The organism is Arthrobacter sp. 210 2 (assembly GCF_059093025.1).
The window spans coordinates 1-16,819 of sequence record NZ_JBNHIE010000014.1; the positions used below are offsets into that span (position 1 = coordinate 1).

The window sequence follows — 16,819 nt, forward strand, 5'->3', positions numbered from 1 at the left end:
CCAGGTTGAATGCTAGACACACTCATCCCAGCAGGGCCACGGGCCCCCTTGTCTTCAACGACACGAACTCAATTCCCCACCAACCACGAAGAGCCCCTATGTCGGACATACATCTTTTTCATACAGATCTGCCCAGACCGAAACCGCATGGTATCCCTCCGATCTTTCGTACAAGCTCCGGTGCTCGGCACCTTCCTGGCTTATCCAGATAATGTCGGCGGATGCGGAGACGGCGTCAACATAGCCAGTCCGGACGATGCAGCCGTCCTTTTTCACGTGTACTCGTAGTCCAAGCAGGTCTGACCAATCTGGTGACTTTCCCACACCACGCCTCCTTGAGCAGTAACTTTCAAAATTGTTATATTGGGGGACAGTTACTTAGTTTTCACAAAAGCTCCAGGCCTCTCTAAGTAACCATTCGAAGGGACAACAGAGGCTAGAACTTCTTTCTGCTGCAATTTTAGCTAAACCTCGCAATTGCCAGAATTGGAGATGTCACGGTAAAACGTTAATGACGCTTGTAAAGTTTCCATGGTTTAGGACTTCGCCAGACAAGTGCTGACAGCCGCTCTTCTTCAACGAGGCCCACTGGCCGCTGGCCTCCTGGTGAAACAACTGGAGGCTCACGAACGCAAGGGGACTCCTGCCACCTGCAGCACAATCTTGCCGAGATGCTCACCGTTTGCCAGCACGTCCTGTGCCTCCAATACGCTGGTCCACGGAAGCACCCGGTCGATGATAGGCCGCAGTCGGTTGGCCGCCCCCTCAAGGTCCACTCCAGAGCAGAGATCTTTGACGATTCTTGTCTTTTCGGCGATGGTCCGTGTCCGGAATGTGGTGCCGATGATTTCCAGTCTCTTGCGCGCCAGCTCCTCCAGATCCAGTGTTCCTTCAGCGCCGCCGAGCCGCCCCACTCCCACGATGCGACCTTGTAGTGCTGCGGCCCTGATGTTGTCCGAGAGATATGGACCACCAACGTGATCGATGATGATGTCTACGCCGGCTCCGTCCGTCAATTTCAGTACTTCATCGGCGAAATCTACCTCTGACGTGACGATTAGGTGGTCCAGTCCGAGCTGAGTGAGTGGAGCAGCGGGCCGATGCGCCCTGGTCGTACCGATTACCTTGGCCGCGCCCAGCTCTCGTGCGAGCGGCACCGCCTGCGTCCCGACCCCGCTGGCTGCCGCGTGCACCAAGACAGTCTCCCCCGGCCGCATCCGACCGGCAGTGGCGAGTGCATTGTGTTCTGTCATAAGACCGAGCACGGCTGCGGCGCCTTCCATCCAGGTCCACGCCCTTGGCACAGCGATTGCCATGTCAGCCGGGAGCACCACCTCCTCGGCGAGCCCGCCCGCGACCATGGCCATCACTCGGTCACCCGGCCTGAAGGTGGACACCTCGGAACCTACTTCGAGGACCTGTCCCGCCGCATCCAACCCCGCGACAGCTGGGGCGGACTGACCCGCGGGAGCGTGGGTGCCGGCACGGGTCAGGAGGTCTGCTCTGTTCACTGACGCAGCATGGACTCGAATCCGAAGATCATGAGGGCCCATTGACGGCACCTCTATATCTGCCAGCTCCAGTGTTGCGATCCCGGCAGTTGATTGGATCAGCATCGCCTTCACGCGATCACACCTTTCATACCTTGTCATGGACGTCTTTACAGTCGTGCCCTGATGTCGACAAAAGGCCGAACGGTACCCCCGGTAAAGTGCCGCGTATGGCGCTCCCCCGGCTTTGGCCCACCCGCGGTATCAGCGACCACTGAGGGCGAGGACCGACTGCTTTTCCTGTTCCACGATGGCAGGTAGTGGATGTCGCCGGCCGACGCGAGCGCTCCAGCGACGGTGACGACGCTCCACTTCAATGGGATGCCTGAATGCGGTCGTTATGTTCTCGGTAGTGATGATTTCCGGGGCCGGACCTGCTGCGACCGCCACGCCGTCAGCAATCAACACTGCATGGCTTGTAGACGTCGGCAGTTCTTCAAGGTGGTGGGTGACCAAAATGGAAGCCATCTGCGGGTGAGTTAGGGTGAGATTCTCGATGGTTTCCAGGAGTTGTTCGCGGGCGGCAACGTCCAATCCTGTGCAGGGCTCATCCAGCAGCAGCAGCTTGGGTGAGGAGATAAGTGCGCGTGCTATTAGGGCCCGTCCTCGTTCACCTTGGGACAAGTTAGGCCAGCGGTAGCCGGCCTTTTGGCCCAGGCCCACATCTTCGAGCAGCGACTCTGCCAGCGCAGACTGCGTGGCGGTTGGATCCCATCTTTGCGGCAGTTCGTTGCTACCCGTCAATCCCGTAAGTACAACCTGCCGGATGGTGAGGGGCGTAAGGATCTGATGCCGCGGATTCACGTGACCGATAGAGCGACGCAGGGCTTGCAGTTCGACTCGTCCCAGGAGTTCACCCAGAACCCGCACTTTCCCGGAACTGGGGTGGGCGATCGCTCCGCATAGTCCCATGAGGGTGCTCTTCCCCGCGCCGTTCGCGCCTAACAGCGCCCAGTGCTCTCCGGCTCCTACGGACAGTGATATGCGACTGATGATATCCCTGTTCCCCCGGCGGAATGAGACATCTTCGAGCTCCAGCACTATGTCTCGGTTCTGCTGGTAGTTCATTACAACGACTCCTCAAGAATTTTATGGGACGGTGGGGGCTTGTGAGCCGGGGCCGCAGGCCAGCGGCCCCAAAAAGGTGCACTGGCCGGACTCGGGTTACTGTCAGATATCAGGTGCCCGTAGTTACGCAGACGGTGTGCCGTTAATGCCGCTGCACGGTCGGCCCCCCGGGGTGTCGGTCGAACACAGGGCTGGAGTGAAGCGTACCTGATGCCGCCCGTTGTCTCCGTCCAGCCTACTGATCCCCCGTACACCCGCGGGCGATAGAAGGAGTATTCCGAGGCGTGGGCTTGTAACTTCATGAAGGGTTGCCCCATTCGTTTGTTAGTTTCACAGTTCTCCTGTGATGCAGATGGCAAGAAGATGGGTATTGCCAATAAATCCGGGTGGGATGCTAGCCATGGTCCTCAAGCGTTGCCGAGCCCGAACAAAGATGATGTGAGGAGTCCTTCTTGACGACGACCGTAGTTCAGAAGAATCAAGGTGGCCTTGCTGCAACCTACGCAGCGGGACCGGATGACAAAAACGTCTCCGAAGTAATCAACCCGGCGACCGGCGAGGTTACGGCCCGATACCGCCGCGCCACCAAGGAGGACGTGAATGCCGCGGTCCACAGGGCCGAGGAAGCATTCAAGGTGTGGGGATCAACCCCTCCGGTTGAACGCGCTGAGATTCTGCTCAAGATCGCTGACGCCATCCAGGAAGAGGCCGAGGAATTTGCTCGGCTTGAGAGTGAAGACGTGGGCAAGCCGATCACCCATGCACGGGGCGATATGCCTTGGATGTGGGACGTTATGCGGTTCTTTGCCGGCGCTGCACGCGTTTCCTCGGTTCCAGCTACCGGTGAATACGCGAACGGGAGTACCTCCTGGGTACGTCGGGAGCCCCTCGGAGTCGTTGGCCTGATCACGCCGTGGAACTATCCGCTCCTGATGGCTGTGTGGAAAATCGCACCGGCCCTTGCAGCTGGAAATACTGTGCTGCTAAAGCCTGCAACAGTAACTCCAGCCACGACCATCAAGCTCGTCGAGGTTGCCAACCGATTCCTGCCTGAGGGAGTCCTCAACCTCATCATCGGGGACCGCGAGAGCGGTACTGCCATGGTGGAGCATCCGAGCATCCGAAAAATTGCGCTCACAGGGGCGACATCCACAGGAAAGTTTGTTGCGGCAACTGCCGCCAAGACCCTGAAGCGGCTCGGCCTGGAGCTTGGCGGCAAGGCGCCCGTATTGGTCTTTGCCGATAGCCCGATCCGAGAGACTGTTCGGGACCTCGTTGCGTTCGGCTACTCAAACAGCGGCCAAGACTGCACGGCGGCCTGCAGGGTCATTGTGGAGGAGTCCGTCTATAACGAGTTCGTCGAGGCCTACTGTGAGGAGGTCAAGTCATTGATTGTCGGCGACCCCTCCGACCCCGCAACCACGATGGGCCCCGTCATCTCGGAGCACCACATGAACCAGATCCTTGGTTTCCTGGGCCGCGCTCGGGAAGCAGGTGCCACAATTCGCCTTGGTGGAAACCGGATCGACCGGCCGGGCTGGTTCATTGAGCCGACAGTTGTAACGGATGTGAAGCAGACGGACGAAATCATACAGAGTGAGGTTTTCGGACCCGTTGTTACCATCCAGTCGGCCGCAGATGACGATGAAATGCTTAAGCTGGCCAACGACGTTAACTTTGGCTTGTCGGCAAGCGTTTGGACCACGAACCTCGCCCGAACGATGCGCTTTACAAAGGAACTGCAGTTTGGCACTGTCTGGGTCAATCAGCATATTTTCACCGCCTCTGAGATGCCCTTCGGCGGCTACGGTGAGTCCGGCATTGGCCGAGAACTTACCGCACATGGCATTGACGAGTACTCCCAACTGAAGCACGTCATGGTCAAACCTGACCTGACCGCGTAAGCCTAATTGCCACCCTTGGGGGCCCACTTTGTCCTAGTGGGTCCCCGCGGCGTTTCTGAGACCTAAGAAAAGAAGTTCAGTTGTGCCTCCACTGTGAAAAGGGCATAACTTTCAATGGGTGGGAGCCCCCCGTGCAACGCACTGTTTTCAAGTCCAAGATTCACCGGGCAACTGTCACGCACGCTGACCTGCACTATGTTGGCTCGGTCACCGTTGACCTGGACCTCCTTGACGCTGCCGATATCCTCCCCGGTGAGCTCGTGGCCATTGTGGACGTAACCAACGGCGCCCGTTTGGAGACTTACACCATCGCAGGTGAGCGCGGCTCGGGCGTAATCGGAATCAACGGCCCTGCAGCACACCTGGTGCAGGAAAACGACGTTGTCATCCTGATCACCTACTCACAGATGACGACAGAGGAAGCCGGTGGTCACGAGCCCCGGGTAGTCCACGTGGACGAAAACAACAAGGTGATCCAGCTGGGCAGCGACCCGGCAGAAGGGCTTACGCCCGGGCTCTTGCGCCCACCCCATGCCCTTACCAAACAACCTGGACTTCATGGGCCCCGCCTTTCCTGAGAACGGAGCATTTGAGTGACGTTATATCCAACGCAAGAACCTCTCGATGGTCAGATGGAGATTCCCACTGAAACCATTAGTCAGAAAGGTGGAGACCCATCCTATGGCGGATAACAGAAGCGCTCGTCTGTCGGCGGCTGCCGAAGCTCAGGTTCCTCAGGTACCCGGTCCGACTGCGATCAGCAGCCACACATCGGATGCTGCGGCTAAACCCCAGGGACGGATCCGTACGCATCACTTGCAGCAGGCGAAGACTAACGGCAAGCGGTTCGCAATGCTAACGGCCTATGACCAATACACGGCAGAAATTTTCGACGAGGCCGGCATTGAGGTGCTCCTCGTGGGCGATTCGGCGTCCAACAACGTATTCGGCAACGAAACGAGCCTGCCGGTAACAGTTGACGAGCTCCTTCCACTGTGCCGGGCCGTTACACGTTCGGCTGCACGTGCCCTCGTTGTCGCCGACCTTCCGTTCGGCAGTTACGAAGTGTCTCCCGAGCAGGCGGTAGCCACAGGCATTAGATTCCTCAAGGAAGGGCTCGCGCATGCAGTAAAGATAGAAGGCGGCAGCTTCTACGCGACCTCCGTCAGGTCCATGGTCGAAGCGGGAATCCCAGTGATGGCCCACATCGGATTCACGCCTCAGAGCGAGCATGCCCTTGGTGGCTACCGCGTGCAAGGCAGAGGCGACGACGGGCAGCGGCTAATCGACGATGCCGTTGCCCTAGCCGAGGCGGGTGCCTTCTGCATACTCATGGAGATGGTGCCCGCGTCCACTGCAGCGGCAGTTGACGCGGCTATTCCGGTTCCCACTATAGGCATCGGCGCCGGAAACTCGACGACGGGACAGGTTCTCGTCTGGCAGGACATGGTGGGCTTGCGCAAGGGAAAGATGCCCAAATTCGTAAAAAAGTACGCCGACCTGCGCTCTTCCCTCTCCGACATCGCCAGAGCTTACGGCCAGGATGTTCGTGCCGGTCAATTCCCAGGCCCAGAGCATAGCTTCTAACCAAGCCCGGAGTCCCTTTCTGATTGGTTGTTGAATTCAAAGAACATCGAGGAGAGCTCATGCGTAGTCTGGTTTTTTACGACCCTCTAGCGCAACGTGGCAACGCAGTCCCAAAAGACACTGCACTTTCCGACGTACGAGCGTCACAACGAGGCAGACAGCCCAGGAAGTGGCGTCGAGGTCCCAATAAAAGGCAGCTTGCGAAAAGCCTCGTGCTTAAAGATCTTCACCTGCTGGCTTCCCGGTTGGATTCCTCAGGAACGGGAGATCCAAGTAGCGGCACCGCGGAATAGGGGGCGCTTCATCTCCGCCACGGAAAGTCGCCTATCAGGCAGGAATTAGGGCGTCCCTTTAGACGCCGATGAGCAGCTGCCGTAGACCGCCGCACTAGTCGGGCACCAGCCTCCCCCGGGATTGAGCAACGAAATGAGAGAATCATTGAATAGAGTTCGTCGCCAAAGCTGGCCCCAAACATAGGAGATGATGTGTCGGGTACCCTCCCCCTGCTCAAGGACCCGATAGCGGAGGCGCGGCGTCATTGGCAGGAGCACGGATGGGCCGACGCCGCAGACGGCATGGCTGCAGTCACTGCTCTGATGCGGGCCCAACAGATCCTGCTAGGCCGTATAGAAGCGGTGCTCAAACCGCATGGGCTGTCCTTTGCCCGCTATGAACTGCTGGCGCTGCTCAGCTTCACCAGGAACGGGTCGCTACCGATGGCTAAAGCCAGCGCACGTTTGCAGGTTCACCCCACGAGCGTGACAAGTGTGGTCAACCGGTTGGAACAGGCCGGGCTCGTGGACAGGGTCGCTCATCCAACAGACGGCAGAACCACTTTGGTGCAAATCTCCCCTGAAGGCCGGAAAGCGGTCCTGGCAGCTACCAAGGACCTGAACGCGAAGGTATTTTCCCGGACCGGATTTACCGCTGAGGAGGTCGACGGCCTGATCACAACACTTGGTCGCTTCCGGCGCCAGGCGGGCGACTTCGACGAAAATGCCCGCCTGGACGACGAGTGACGTCCCGGCGGGCAGCTCGAAAAGAATGGCGGGAACGCCTCTAGAGCTCGAAGAGCCGGGAATCGCGGCGCGTCCATTTGAATTCGGGAGTCTTCTTTCCGAGGAAGGCCTCGATGCCGATTTCGGGCTCGCCGCTGATGACCATTTCACGTTGCCATGCGGCGTTGGCTTCTCCGAGGCCTTCTCGGCCTTGGGCGATGATGTCCACTATGTCTTTCATCGCCTGGATCGATAGCTGCGAGCGGGAGGCCAGACGCTCGGCAAATGCCGTGGTTTCCGTCCAGAAGCTTGCCTGAGGTATCACCCGTGCCAGGAGGCCCAAGGACATTGCTTCCGAGGCCGGTATGAAGTCTCCACTGAAGAGGAGGTATTTCGCCGTCGCCGGGCCGGCCAGCTTGACGAGCCTTTCGATTCCTGACAGCGGATAGACGATGCCAACCTTCGCCGGGGTAATGCCGAATGTTGACCGGTCGGTGGCGAGCCGGATGTCGCAGGCACCTGCGATCTGCCAGCCGCCCCCGATGCAGTAGCCGTCGACGGCCGCGATGGTCGGCTTCGGGAAGCGGGCCAGGGCATTTTCGCCGGCACTGACGTGGCCGCCGTCGTGCCGGCCAGTGCCGGGATCGTGCAGGATGTCTTTGAGGTCACTGATGTCTGCTCCGGCGGAGAAGTTCTCCCCCGCCCCACGTACCACCACCACCTTGACCGATTCCTTGTCGGCCAGATGCTGGAGTACGGGCTGGAACTGCTGCCACATGTCCTTTGTCATCGCATTCCGCCGGCGCTCGTTGTCCAGCAGGATCGTTGCCACGGGACCGTTGTATTCGACCCGGAGGGTTCCAGTCACAGTGTCCTCCCTTGCCGTCTTCATAGTGGCGCCTCCAGTGGAACGAGAGCTTCCTTCACCACTCCGGCCTCAAGGAGCCCGGTGATCTGCTCCTCGTTGAGCCCTAAGCCCTCCAACACCCGTCGGGTGTCTCCGCCTAACGCCGGCGGCGCCTTGCGGATGGGCGTGCCTTCACCGTTAATGGACAGCGGTCCGCGCAAAAGGGGCAGCTGTGAGCCGTCGTGCCGTGTGACGTGCCTGACCATGTCCAGGGCCTGAACTTGCGGGTCGTCGAAGACTTCCCGGTAGTTGTAGATAGGCCCGGTGGGAATTTTTGCGCCGCGAAACAGGTCCACCCACTCGGTTCCCGACCGTGCTGCCAGCAGCCTTTCGAGCCGTGCCGTAAGGGCATCACGGTGTTCCGCGCGGTCGCGGCCCGTGACGTACTCAGGCTCCTCCGCCAATCCGGGATCGCCTACCAGGGCACACAGCTGCCGCCATTGTTTATCGTTCCCGACGGCGATGATCACCGGGATATCTGCGGTTTTGAAAACGCCGTACGGTGACAGTACCGGGTGGTTGTTGCCCTGCGGTACGGGTACTTCCCCGGTGCTGAGGTAGCGCTGACCCTGGAAGGAAGAAATGGCCAGGGCGGACTCCAGAAGGGAGGTTGAAACTTCCATACCGGTCCCGTTGCGTTCTTTACCGGCCAATGCCGAGGCAATGCCGAAGGCGATGAATACGCCGGCGTACATGTCGATGACGGGGACCCCCACCCGATATACATTCTCGGCATCCGCGCCAGTGATGGACATAAGGCCAGACATGCCTTGGGCAACCTGATCAAGTCCTGCGGCTTGGCTTAGGGGACCTGTGGTGCCAAAGCCGCTGACTGACGCGATGATCAACTCCGGTTTTTCGGCCCGCAGTGCTGCAGGATCCAGTCCTATCTCGCTGAGGACGCCGGGGCGGAAGTTCTCTACGAGGACGTCGGCTTCCAGTGCCAGCTGACGTAGCAGCCTCTGTCCATTGGAGCTGTAGAAGTCGAGGGCGAGAGACGATTTTCCACGGTTGGTGGAGTCGAAATAGAGGCTGTGTTCGTCCTCGAAAGGCGGCCAGGACCTGGTTGAGTCCCCTCCCTTGATACTCTCAACCTTGATCACCGTCGCGCCCATGTCGGTCAGGAGTGCCGTGGCGAAGGGGCCGGCAAGCGCCCGGCTGAGATCCAGGACCGTGATGCCGTCAAGCGGTCCGGCTGTTGCCGTTGATACAGTCATGGTTCAGCCCCGCAGCTTGACGTTGATTTGCTTGGTCTGGGTAAAGCCCGCCAGCATGCCCTCGAGCGAGACCTCCCGGCCGATTCCGCTCTGCTTGTAGCCACCATAGGACTGCCCCACCATTTGGCCCCCGCCCTGATTGACCTGGACCCAGCCGGCTTCCACCCGGTGGGCGGTGTTGAGGGCGTTGTCCAGATTGCGGCTCCACACGTAGGCGGCAAGTCCAAAGTGAGTGTCATTGGCCATGCGGATGACGTCATCAACGTCTTTCCACCGGATGGCCACGAGGACTGGTCCGAAAATTTCCTCTTGGGCGAGCCGGAAGTCGTTTCGGGCGCCGCCGAAAACAGTCGGCAGATGGTAGTAGCCCTCGGTCAGCCGACCGTCGGTGGGGACGTTGCCGCCCAGCGCAATGTCCAGGTCTTTGTTGGCCCGCCCCTCTTCGAGGTACTGGCTGATCTGCTTGAACTGGCTGTTGTTGATGATGGCGCCCATGTCGGTGGCCTCATCCAGAGGGTCGCCCACCTTCAAGGCACCGAGCTTGGCTACCAGCCGATCGAGCACCTCGTCATAGACATCCTCGTGAAGGAACAACCGGGAGCCCGCGGTGCAGCTTTGACCCTGGCGAGTGAAGCGCGAGGCTGCGAGCAGACCGTCTATCAGCTCGTCGTCGACCGCGTCCGGGAAGACGATGGAAGGGTTCTTGCCGCCCAGCTCGAGGGACACGTGGGCGAGACGCTGTCCGGCATCGCGCGCGACACCGCGTCCCACTTCCGTGGAACCGGTGAAGGACACTTTATCCACACCAGGGTGCTGTGACAGGGCAGAGCCGATGACACTGCCGCGGCCAGTGAGGGCGTTGACGACGCCGGCAGGCAGGTGCCGGTTGCAGATTTCGGCGAGCAGCAGAATGGTGAGTGGAGCGTCGTCGGCAGCCTTCAAAATCACCGTGTTGCCCGCGGCCAGCGCGGCGGGAACCTTGAAACCGGCGATCATCAACGGTGAATTCCACGGCAAGATGCAGGCCACAACGCCCAGGGGCTCCAGCCGGGTGTACTGCAACTGGTTGTCCCCGGCGGGCAACGTCGTGCCCTTGACTTCCCCTGTGATGCCGGCAAAGTAGCGGAAGAGAGCTACCAGGGTGGCTACCTCCGGACGGGCCTGCGTGCGCAGTGCGTTGCCGGTGTCCAGTGCGGTCAGCCGGGCAAAGTCCTCGGCCCGGGCCTCGATATCGTCGGCGATCCGGGACAGTGCGCGGGCCCGCTCCGTGAAGTGCCGGGCGCGCCACCCGGGAAACGCCTTCCGGGATGCGGTGACGGCCCGGTCCACGTCTTCAACCCCTGCCGATGGCACCCTGGCGATGACGGTGTCACGGACCGCGGGATTCTTGACTTCGCGCCACTCCCCCGTGGCCGCCTCCGTCCGCTCGCCGTCAATCCACATCAATTGGTCTCTGTCTCCCACAATCAACCCTATGTTGGGGGACGTGCTTACCTCAGTCATGCTTCCTCGCATTCAGAATTCTATTGCGCCTCGTGAAGGCCACGTTGGCTTACGGGTGGAGAAAATGGAGCTACCGGTGACTGAAATCCGGGGATCGCTTCTCAATGAAAGCGTGCATCCCCTCTTTCTGGTCCTCTATGGCAAAGCACGAATGGTTGAGCCGGCGTTCCAGGCGGACTCCTTCGGCAAGGCTCCCCTCGAACACGGCGTTGACGGCTTCCTTCGCAAGCATGGCAACGGGCTTCGACATGGAGGCGATCGTTGCGGCGACAGCGAGAGCCTCATCCACAAGAGTTGCAACCGGAACTACACGGGCGACGAGTCCGGACCTTTCGGCTTCCTCGGCCCCCATGGTCCTTCCGGTAAGCACCATCTCCATGGCCTTGGCCTTGCCGATTGCCCGGGTAAGTCGCTGGGAGCCGCCCATCCCTGGAATCACACCCAGCTTAATTTCCGGCTGCCCGAACTTGGCGTTGTCCGCGGCGATGATGATGTCGCAGATCATCGCCAGCTCGCACCCGCCGCCCAAGGCGTGACCTGCTACCGCTGCGATCATAGGGGTGCGGACCTTAGCCACCTGGTCCCACACGCCAAACCAGTCCTCCAGGTACATGTCCGTGTAGGACTTGGGTGCCATTTCCTTGATGTCGGCCCCCGCAGCGAAGGCTCGGTCGGAGCCCGTGATGACAATCGCTCCCACATCAGGATCACGGTCGAACTTCTGGGCTGCCGCCAACAGCTCGTGGCTGAGCTCATCGTTGAGGGCATTCAAAGCCTCAGGACGGTTCAAGGTGATGATGCCAACGCGGCCCTGGATCGTGACAAGGATGTTCTGGTGGGTGCTCATACTGCTTCCTTCGTCTTCGAGTTCGCCCGGATCTCGTTGATGATTGCGGAGAAGTCCTGCTGCGCGCCTTCTCCTTCGGCGAAATGGCGGTAAATCTCTTCGGCCATGGCACCCAGCCGGGCATCGACGCCGGTGCTTTCCAGGGCGTGTGCAGCAAGGCCCAGGTCTTTGGCCATGAGGGCAGTTGCGAAGCCGGGCTGATAGCCGCGGTTGGCCGGGCTGGTGGCCACTGGGCCCGGCACCGGGCAGTTGGTGGTCAGGGCCCAGCACTGGCCGGTAGCGTTGGCGGCGACGTCGAAGAGGGCCTGATGCGACAGGCCCAGCTGCTCGCCCAGCACGAAACCTTCCGATACTGCGATCATCGAGACGGCAAGAATCATGTTGTTGCAGACCTTGGCAGCCTGTCCCGCCCCTGGAGTACCGCAGTGCACCAGGCGCTTGCCCATTGCTTCCAAGACAGGTTTCGCCGTTGCAAAGTCTTCCTCGTTTCCACCGACCATGAACGTCAGCGTGCCGGCCGCGGCCCCGACCACTCCCCCGGAGACCGGGGCGTCCAGCCCGCGGTGACCTGCCGCCGTGATGAGTTCATGGGCCGAGCGTGCATCCTCGACGGAAATGGTAGAGCAATCAATGAACAGGCTGTTCGGCCTGGCAGCCGCCAGGAGACCTGTTTCTCCTTGATAGGCCGCGAGGACGTGCCGGCCTGCGGGCAGCATTGTGATGATCACGTCTGCGTCCTTGGCTGCTGCCGCGGCGGACGATGCGACGTTCACGCCGTTGTCCCGGGCCTGTGCCAAGGCGGCGGGCATGAGGTCGAAGCCCGTGACCGTGTACCCGGCCTTGGCGAGGTTGATGGCCATGGGAAGGCCCATATGGCCCAGTCCTATGAAGGCTATCTGTTCAGTCATTAAACACTTCTCCTACTGATGGTTTGACGAGTGGGTGCATTGAAGGAGGCCTAGTTGTTGGACTGGTGAACCGCCGCCGCGGCGAGCCCCAGTTCCGCCGGGCCCAAATTGGCAAAGTAGGTTTCGATCGCCTCCGTTGAGACTTCGGTCAGGGACGGCGGAGACCAGCGGGGGCTGCGGTCTTTGTCGATGACCTGCGCCCGGATGCCTTCCGGGAAATCCCTGCTGGCCAGGCAACGAAGGGAGACACGGTATTCTTGGTCGAGTGCTTCTTCAAGCAGGGAAAGCTGGCGTGCACGGCGCAGCGATTCCAGTGTTACCTTCAGTGCTGTAGGGGACTTGGCGCGGATACGCTCTGACGCAACCCGTGCTGCCGGTACCGATGCCGACTGGAGGGCATCAAGAATCGCCTGGACGTCGTCGAACGCGTAGCATTCGTTAATCCATCCCCGCTCCTTAGCCAGCGCCGACGGCGGATAGTAGTTCGCCGCGAATGCCTGGACCGTTGGGGAGGCCTGCCCATGGGCCAGTGCCTGTGCCAGCGCGGGCAGCTTGTCACTGGTGACGTAGTAGTCCGCCAGCCCCAGGGCGAGGGCGTCCGGCCCGGTGATGGTGCCAGCAGTCAGCGCTACGTGGGTGCCCAGCTCGCCCGGAGCGCGGGAAAGCAGAAAGGTGCCGCCGACGTCGGGGACGAAGCCGATGCCGGTCTCCGGCATGCCAAGTTTCGTCCTCTCCGTCACTATCCTCACCGACGCGTGTGCCGAGACGCCGACTCCGCCGCCGAGCACCACCCCGTCCATCACGGCCACGTAGGGCTTCGGGTACCGGGAGATCAGGGCGTTCAGCTTGTATTCGTCAGCCCAGAAACGCGCGGTTTCATGTCCGCCGTCCAGGGTGTCGCGATAGATGGCCACGATGTCCCCGCCTGCACAGAGCCCCCTTTCGCCGGCCCCCGTCAGGAGAATCGTCGAGACGCTGTCGTCATTTTCCCATTCCGTCAGCGCCGCCGTCATCGCTGTGACCATGCCATGAGTCAGCGCGTTCATTGCCTGTGGCCGGTTCAGGATGATGTGGCCCAGGCGGCCGTCGCGCCTGAGCAGGATTTCGTCGTTCTGCATTGCTTCGCTTTGCACTGTCTAGCCCTCCGCCAGCATCCGGCCGACAATGAGCCGCATGATCTCGTTGCTTCCTTCCAAAATCTGATGGACCCGCAGGTCCCGCATGATCCTTTCGATGCCATACTCGGACAGGTATCCATACCCGCCATGAAGTTGGATGGCGGTATTGGCGACGTTGAAACCGGCGTCCGTGGAGACCCGCTTGGCCATCGCGCAGAGTCGGACTGCGTCCGCGGAGCCCCGGTCCAGCGCATCGGCGGCCCGCCGCAGCAACGTCCGCGCGGCTTCAAGCTCCGTGTCCATGTCGGCGAGTTGGAATAGCAGTGCCTGCTGGTTAATCAGCGGTCCGCCGAAGGCCGAACGCTGTTTGAGGTAGGCAACGGTCTGGTCCAAGGCGGCCTGGCCGCCGCCCAAGGAGCAGGCACCCATGTTGATGCGGCCGCCGTTTAGCCCCTTCATGGCAATCGCGAAGCCGCTGCCTTCCTCGCCCAGCCGGTTGGCGACCGGGACGCGAACGTTCTCAAGAATGACCTGGCGGGTAGGCTGCGCGTTCCAGCCCATCTTCTTCTCGTTAGCTCCGAAGGACAGTCCGGGCGTGTCGGCGGGGACCACGATTGCGGTGATGCCCCGGGCGCCGGTGTCGGCGGTGCGGGCCATGACGATGTAAAAGCTCGAGGCTCCCGCGCCGGAGATGAACTGCTTGACGCCATTGAGCACGTACTCGTCCCCATCACGGACCGCCTTGGTGCTGAGCGCGGCGGCGTCCGATCCTGCACCGGGTTCGGTGAGGCAGTAGCTTCCCAGCGCCTCCATTGAGGCCAGCTGCGGCACCCACTGTGCGCGCTGCTGATCGTTGCCGAAGGTATCGATCATCCACACCACCATGTTGTGGATGGAGATGTAAGCCGCGATCGTCGTGTCACCCTTGGCGAGTTCCTCGAAGATCAGCACGGCATCACTGCGGGTGAGTCCTGAACCGCCGAACTTCTCCTGTACATAGATGCCGCCCATTCCCAGGGCCCCGGCCTCCCGGAGCACGTCCACGGGGAAATGCTTGTTTTCATCCCATTTGGCCGCGTTGGGCGCCAGGGCTTCATTCGCGAAGTCCCGCACCATCTCGACCATCGCTTGCTGGTCATCATTAAGTTCAAACATCTTTCGCCCTTCTGAGCTGGTGGTAAATGGTGTAGCCGCGCCCGGAAGCGCATGCCGTGCCGGCAGGAGGCCTTGCCGCTAGCGTGAAACCTTGCCCGTCAGGGAGGCGATAGGGCGCAAGAACAGAGGCCGGGCCAGGAACCAGGCCGCGATCATGACCGCCAGCGAAGCTGCGAAGATCCAAAAGCCCACCCAACTGCCGTCGTCGCGGGAGGCATAAATATGGTTCAGATTGCGCAACGCTCCCGTGGCCAGGACAAGGGTCACGTGCACAATGATGAAAAAGACAAAGTAGAGCATCACCGGGAAATGGATAGCGCGGGCAAGCTCAATCGGATACGCCTTGTTGAGCTTCACGGCGTTTTTGGGCCACGCACCCGACATGCGCAGCCCGGTGGCCAGAGCCAACGGAGCAGCAATAAAAACGGTCGTGAAGTATGCCAGCACCTGAAGTGCGTTGTAGTTGAGCCAGCCGTTCTCGGTAGGCCAGTTCAGTGACGCGTATTGCAGCGCGGTGGACAAGGCATTCGGAAGGATGTCCCAGCTGGTCGGGACGATGCGCATCCATTGCCCCGTGGCTATGAGCAGCACCATGAAGACGATGCCGTTAAGTACCCAGAGTGCGTCCATGGTCAGGTGGAACCACAGGTCCAGGCTAATTTTTGACGGCGGGTTCTTCGTCCGGATCAGACCCTTGTTGTTCCTGGTCCAGTTCGCTTTCGGCCGGGTGGTTGTCCTGACCTGCCAGCCCGAGCGGATAATGAGCAGGATAAAAAACGCGTTGAGGAAATGCTGCCACCCGAGCCATGCCGGTAGCCCTGTAGGGGCACCCGCGGGCAGCTCCGTGTGTCCCGGGTAGTCTGCCAGGAAGGACTGGACCGCGGGGAGGGTTCGCATCCATTGGGCAACGAGCACCACCGCGAGCAGTGCCACGACGGCGGCCACCACGATCGCGGCCATCTTGGTTTGCTTGTTCCTGGATACCTTGGCCGGCTTCTTCGTCGTCGTCATGTCCTCAGTTCCTTTCCGTGGATCTCCCCTCCCCCGCCACTTTCGGCCGGGGAGGGGAAGCGCTAGTTGGTGCGGGTTTTGAGGGCTTCGATCAGCTGGGGCACAACCGTGAAGACATCGCCCACAATGCCAAAGTCTGCGACATCGAAGATTGGGGCGTCCTCGTCCTTGTTGATCGCCACAATGGTCTTGGCCGTCTGCATACCGGCCAAATGCTGGATCGCACCGGAAATACCCAACGCCACATAAAGCTGGGGCGAAACCGTGATGCCCGTCTGTCCGACCTGAGAACTCTGGGGGATGTAGCCTGCATCAACCGCCGCACGGGAAGCACCCACGGCACCGCCGAGGGCGTCGGCAAGCTCCTCGACCAGCACAAAGCTCTCCTTGGACCCCAGTCCACGGCCGCCGGAGACAATGGTCGAAGCGCTGCGAAGCGGTGGCCTTCCCGAATCCGCGGCAGGCGGGTGAACCTGCTCGATGATAGCTGCAGCGCCCACCTCGACGTCCAGCGATACGGTGGTAACTTCCGGTGCAGCGGCCGGAGCACGCTCGTCCAGCGCACCCTGGCGCAGCGTGATAACTGCAGGACCTTGAGGGGCAGCCCCCTGAACGTGGTAGGCCCCACCGAACACCGAGTGGGAGGCGGTAGGAGTGCCATCAGTGGAGAGGCCGACGTCGACAACATCGGCCAGCAGGCCTCCGCCAGAACGAACGGCGAAGCGGGCAGCGATATCCCTGCTCTCAACCGAGTTCGCGGCTACGACCGCAACGGGAGAGAATGCGCGGGAGGCCTCGGCCAACGCGGCAATCTGAGGGGCCGCCAGTATCGTGCCTGTCTGCACGCTTTCGGCAACATAAATATGCTCAGCGCCGAAGTCGCCAAGCCGGGAAATGAGACCAGCACTGTGACCGGGTTTTACAGTAAGAACCGCGATCGGAGTGCCGAGCTTAGCGGCGGCCGCAATGACGGACGCTGCGCTACTCGCGACCTCCCCGGAGGGCGACGTTTCAATGAGTGCCAGTACGTTTGACATAGGGTTTCC

15 protein-coding genes are annotated in these 16,819 nt (G+C 60.9%); 4 read left to right on the plus strand and 11 right to left on the minus strand.

Annotated features, from left to right (window positions below; translation table 11 throughout):
• Positions 1–623 precede the first annotated feature (623 nt).
• Together AC5RWA_RS19985 and AC5RWA_RS19990 are read right to left on the minus strand one after the other, a co-directional pair.
• On the minus strand, positions 624–1,616 hold the full coding sequence (locus tag AC5RWA_RS19985) for a zinc-binding dehydrogenase (RefSeq protein ID WP_494058855.1): 993 nt from the start codon (positions 1,614–1,616) through the stop codon (positions 624–626).
• A gap of 138 nt (positions 1,617–1,754) precedes the next feature.
• A complete protein-coding gene (locus AC5RWA_RS19990; protein ID WP_494058778.1) occupies positions 1,755–2,618 on the minus strand; it encodes an ABC transporter ATP-binding protein in 864 nt (287 codons plus the stop codon).
• 452 nt (positions 2,619–3,070) lie between these two features.
• Here AC5RWA_RS19990 and AC5RWA_RS19995 point away from each other — a divergent pair, with 452 nt between their 5' ends.
• From AC5RWA_RS19995 to AC5RWA_RS20010, 4 genes are all read left to right on the plus strand, one after another.
• Positions 3,071–4,522: an aldehyde dehydrogenase family protein gene (locus AC5RWA_RS19995; RefSeq protein WP_494058779.1), complete on the plus strand. Its 1,452-nt coding sequence runs from the start codon at positions 3,071–3,073 to the stop codon at positions 4,520–4,522.
• A gap of 131 nt (positions 4,523–4,653) precedes the next feature.
• Positions 4,654–5,100: an aspartate 1-decarboxylase gene (panD, locus tag AC5RWA_RS20000; protein WP_494058780.1), complete on the plus strand. Its 447-nt coding sequence runs from the start codon at positions 4,654–4,656 to the stop codon at positions 5,098–5,100.
• A 103-nt stretch (positions 5,101–5,203) separates the two neighbouring features.
• Positions 5,204–6,109 carry a 3-methyl-2-oxobutanoate hydroxymethyltransferase gene (gene panB / locus AC5RWA_RS20005; protein WP_494058781.1) on the plus strand — a complete coding sequence of 302 codons (906 nt, stop codon included), beginning with the start codon at positions 5,204–5,206 and terminating at the stop codon, positions 6,107–6,109.
• Between the two features lie 485 nt (positions 6,110–6,594).
• Complete coding sequence (locus AC5RWA_RS20010) at positions 6,595–7,128, plus strand: MarR family winged helix-turn-helix transcriptional regulator (protein WP_494058782.1); 534 nt, start codon at positions 6,595–6,597, stop codon at positions 7,126–7,128.
• A gap of 40 nt (positions 7,129–7,168) precedes the next feature.
• Here AC5RWA_RS20010 and AC5RWA_RS20015 read toward each other — a convergent pair whose 3' ends face one another.
• From AC5RWA_RS20015 to AC5RWA_RS20055, 9 genes are all read right to left on the minus strand, one after another.
• On the minus strand, positions 7,169–7,975 hold the full coding sequence (locus AC5RWA_RS20015; RefSeq protein ID WP_494058783.1) for an enoyl-CoA hydratase/isomerase family protein: 807 nt from the start codon (positions 7,973–7,975) through the stop codon (positions 7,169–7,171).
• A 20-nt stretch (positions 7,976–7,995) separates the two neighbouring features.
• Positions 7,996–9,231 carry a CaiB/BaiF CoA transferase family protein gene (locus AC5RWA_RS20020; RefSeq protein WP_494058784.1) on the minus strand — a complete coding sequence of 412 codons (1,236 nt, stop codon included), beginning with the start codon at positions 9,229–9,231 and terminating at the stop codon, positions 7,996–7,998.
• Between the two features lie 3 nt (positions 9,232–9,234).
• Positions 9,235–10,734 (minus strand): aldehyde dehydrogenase family protein, encoded by a 1,500-nt coding sequence (locus tag AC5RWA_RS20025; protein WP_494058785.1) that lies wholly within the window; start codon positions 10,732–10,734, stop codon positions 9,235–9,237.
• Between the two features lie 70 nt (positions 10,735–10,804).
• Positions 10,805–11,581, minus strand: a complete 777-nt coding sequence (locus tag AC5RWA_RS20030; protein ID WP_494058786.1) for an enoyl-CoA hydratase — start codon at positions 11,579–11,581, stop codon at positions 10,805–10,807.
• A complete protein-coding gene (gene mmsB / locus AC5RWA_RS20035) occupies positions 11,578–12,489 on the minus strand; it encodes a 3-hydroxyisobutyrate dehydrogenase (RefSeq protein WP_494058787.1) in 912 nt (303 codons plus the stop codon). The genes AC5RWA_RS20030 and mmsB overlap by 4 nt, the downstream gene beginning before the upstream one ends.
• Before the next feature lie 50 nt (positions 12,490–12,539).
• On the minus strand, positions 12,540–13,607 hold the full coding sequence (locus AC5RWA_RS20040; protein WP_494058788.1) for an enoyl-CoA hydratase/isomerase family protein: 1,068 nt from the start codon (positions 13,605–13,607) through the stop codon (positions 12,540–12,542).
• A gap of 18 nt (positions 13,608–13,625) precedes the next feature.
• Positions 13,626–14,762: an acyl-CoA dehydrogenase family protein gene (locus AC5RWA_RS20045; RefSeq protein WP_494058789.1), complete on the minus strand. Its 1,137-nt coding sequence runs from the start codon at positions 14,760–14,762 to the stop codon at positions 13,626–13,628.
• Positions 14,763–14,840: 78 nt separating this feature from the next.
• Positions 14,841–15,722, minus strand: coding sequence for a cytochrome b/b6 domain-containing protein (locus tag AC5RWA_RS20050; protein ID WP_494058790.1), 882 nt, complete (start codon positions 15,720–15,722; stop codon positions 14,841–14,843).
• Positions 15,723–15,835: 113 nt separating this feature from the next.
• On the minus strand, positions 15,836–16,810 hold the full coding sequence (locus tag AC5RWA_RS20055; protein ID WP_494058791.1) for an electron transfer flavoprotein subunit alpha/FixB family protein: 975 nt from the start codon (positions 16,808–16,810) through the stop codon (positions 15,836–15,838).
• Positions 16,811–16,819: the final 9 nt, after the last annotated feature.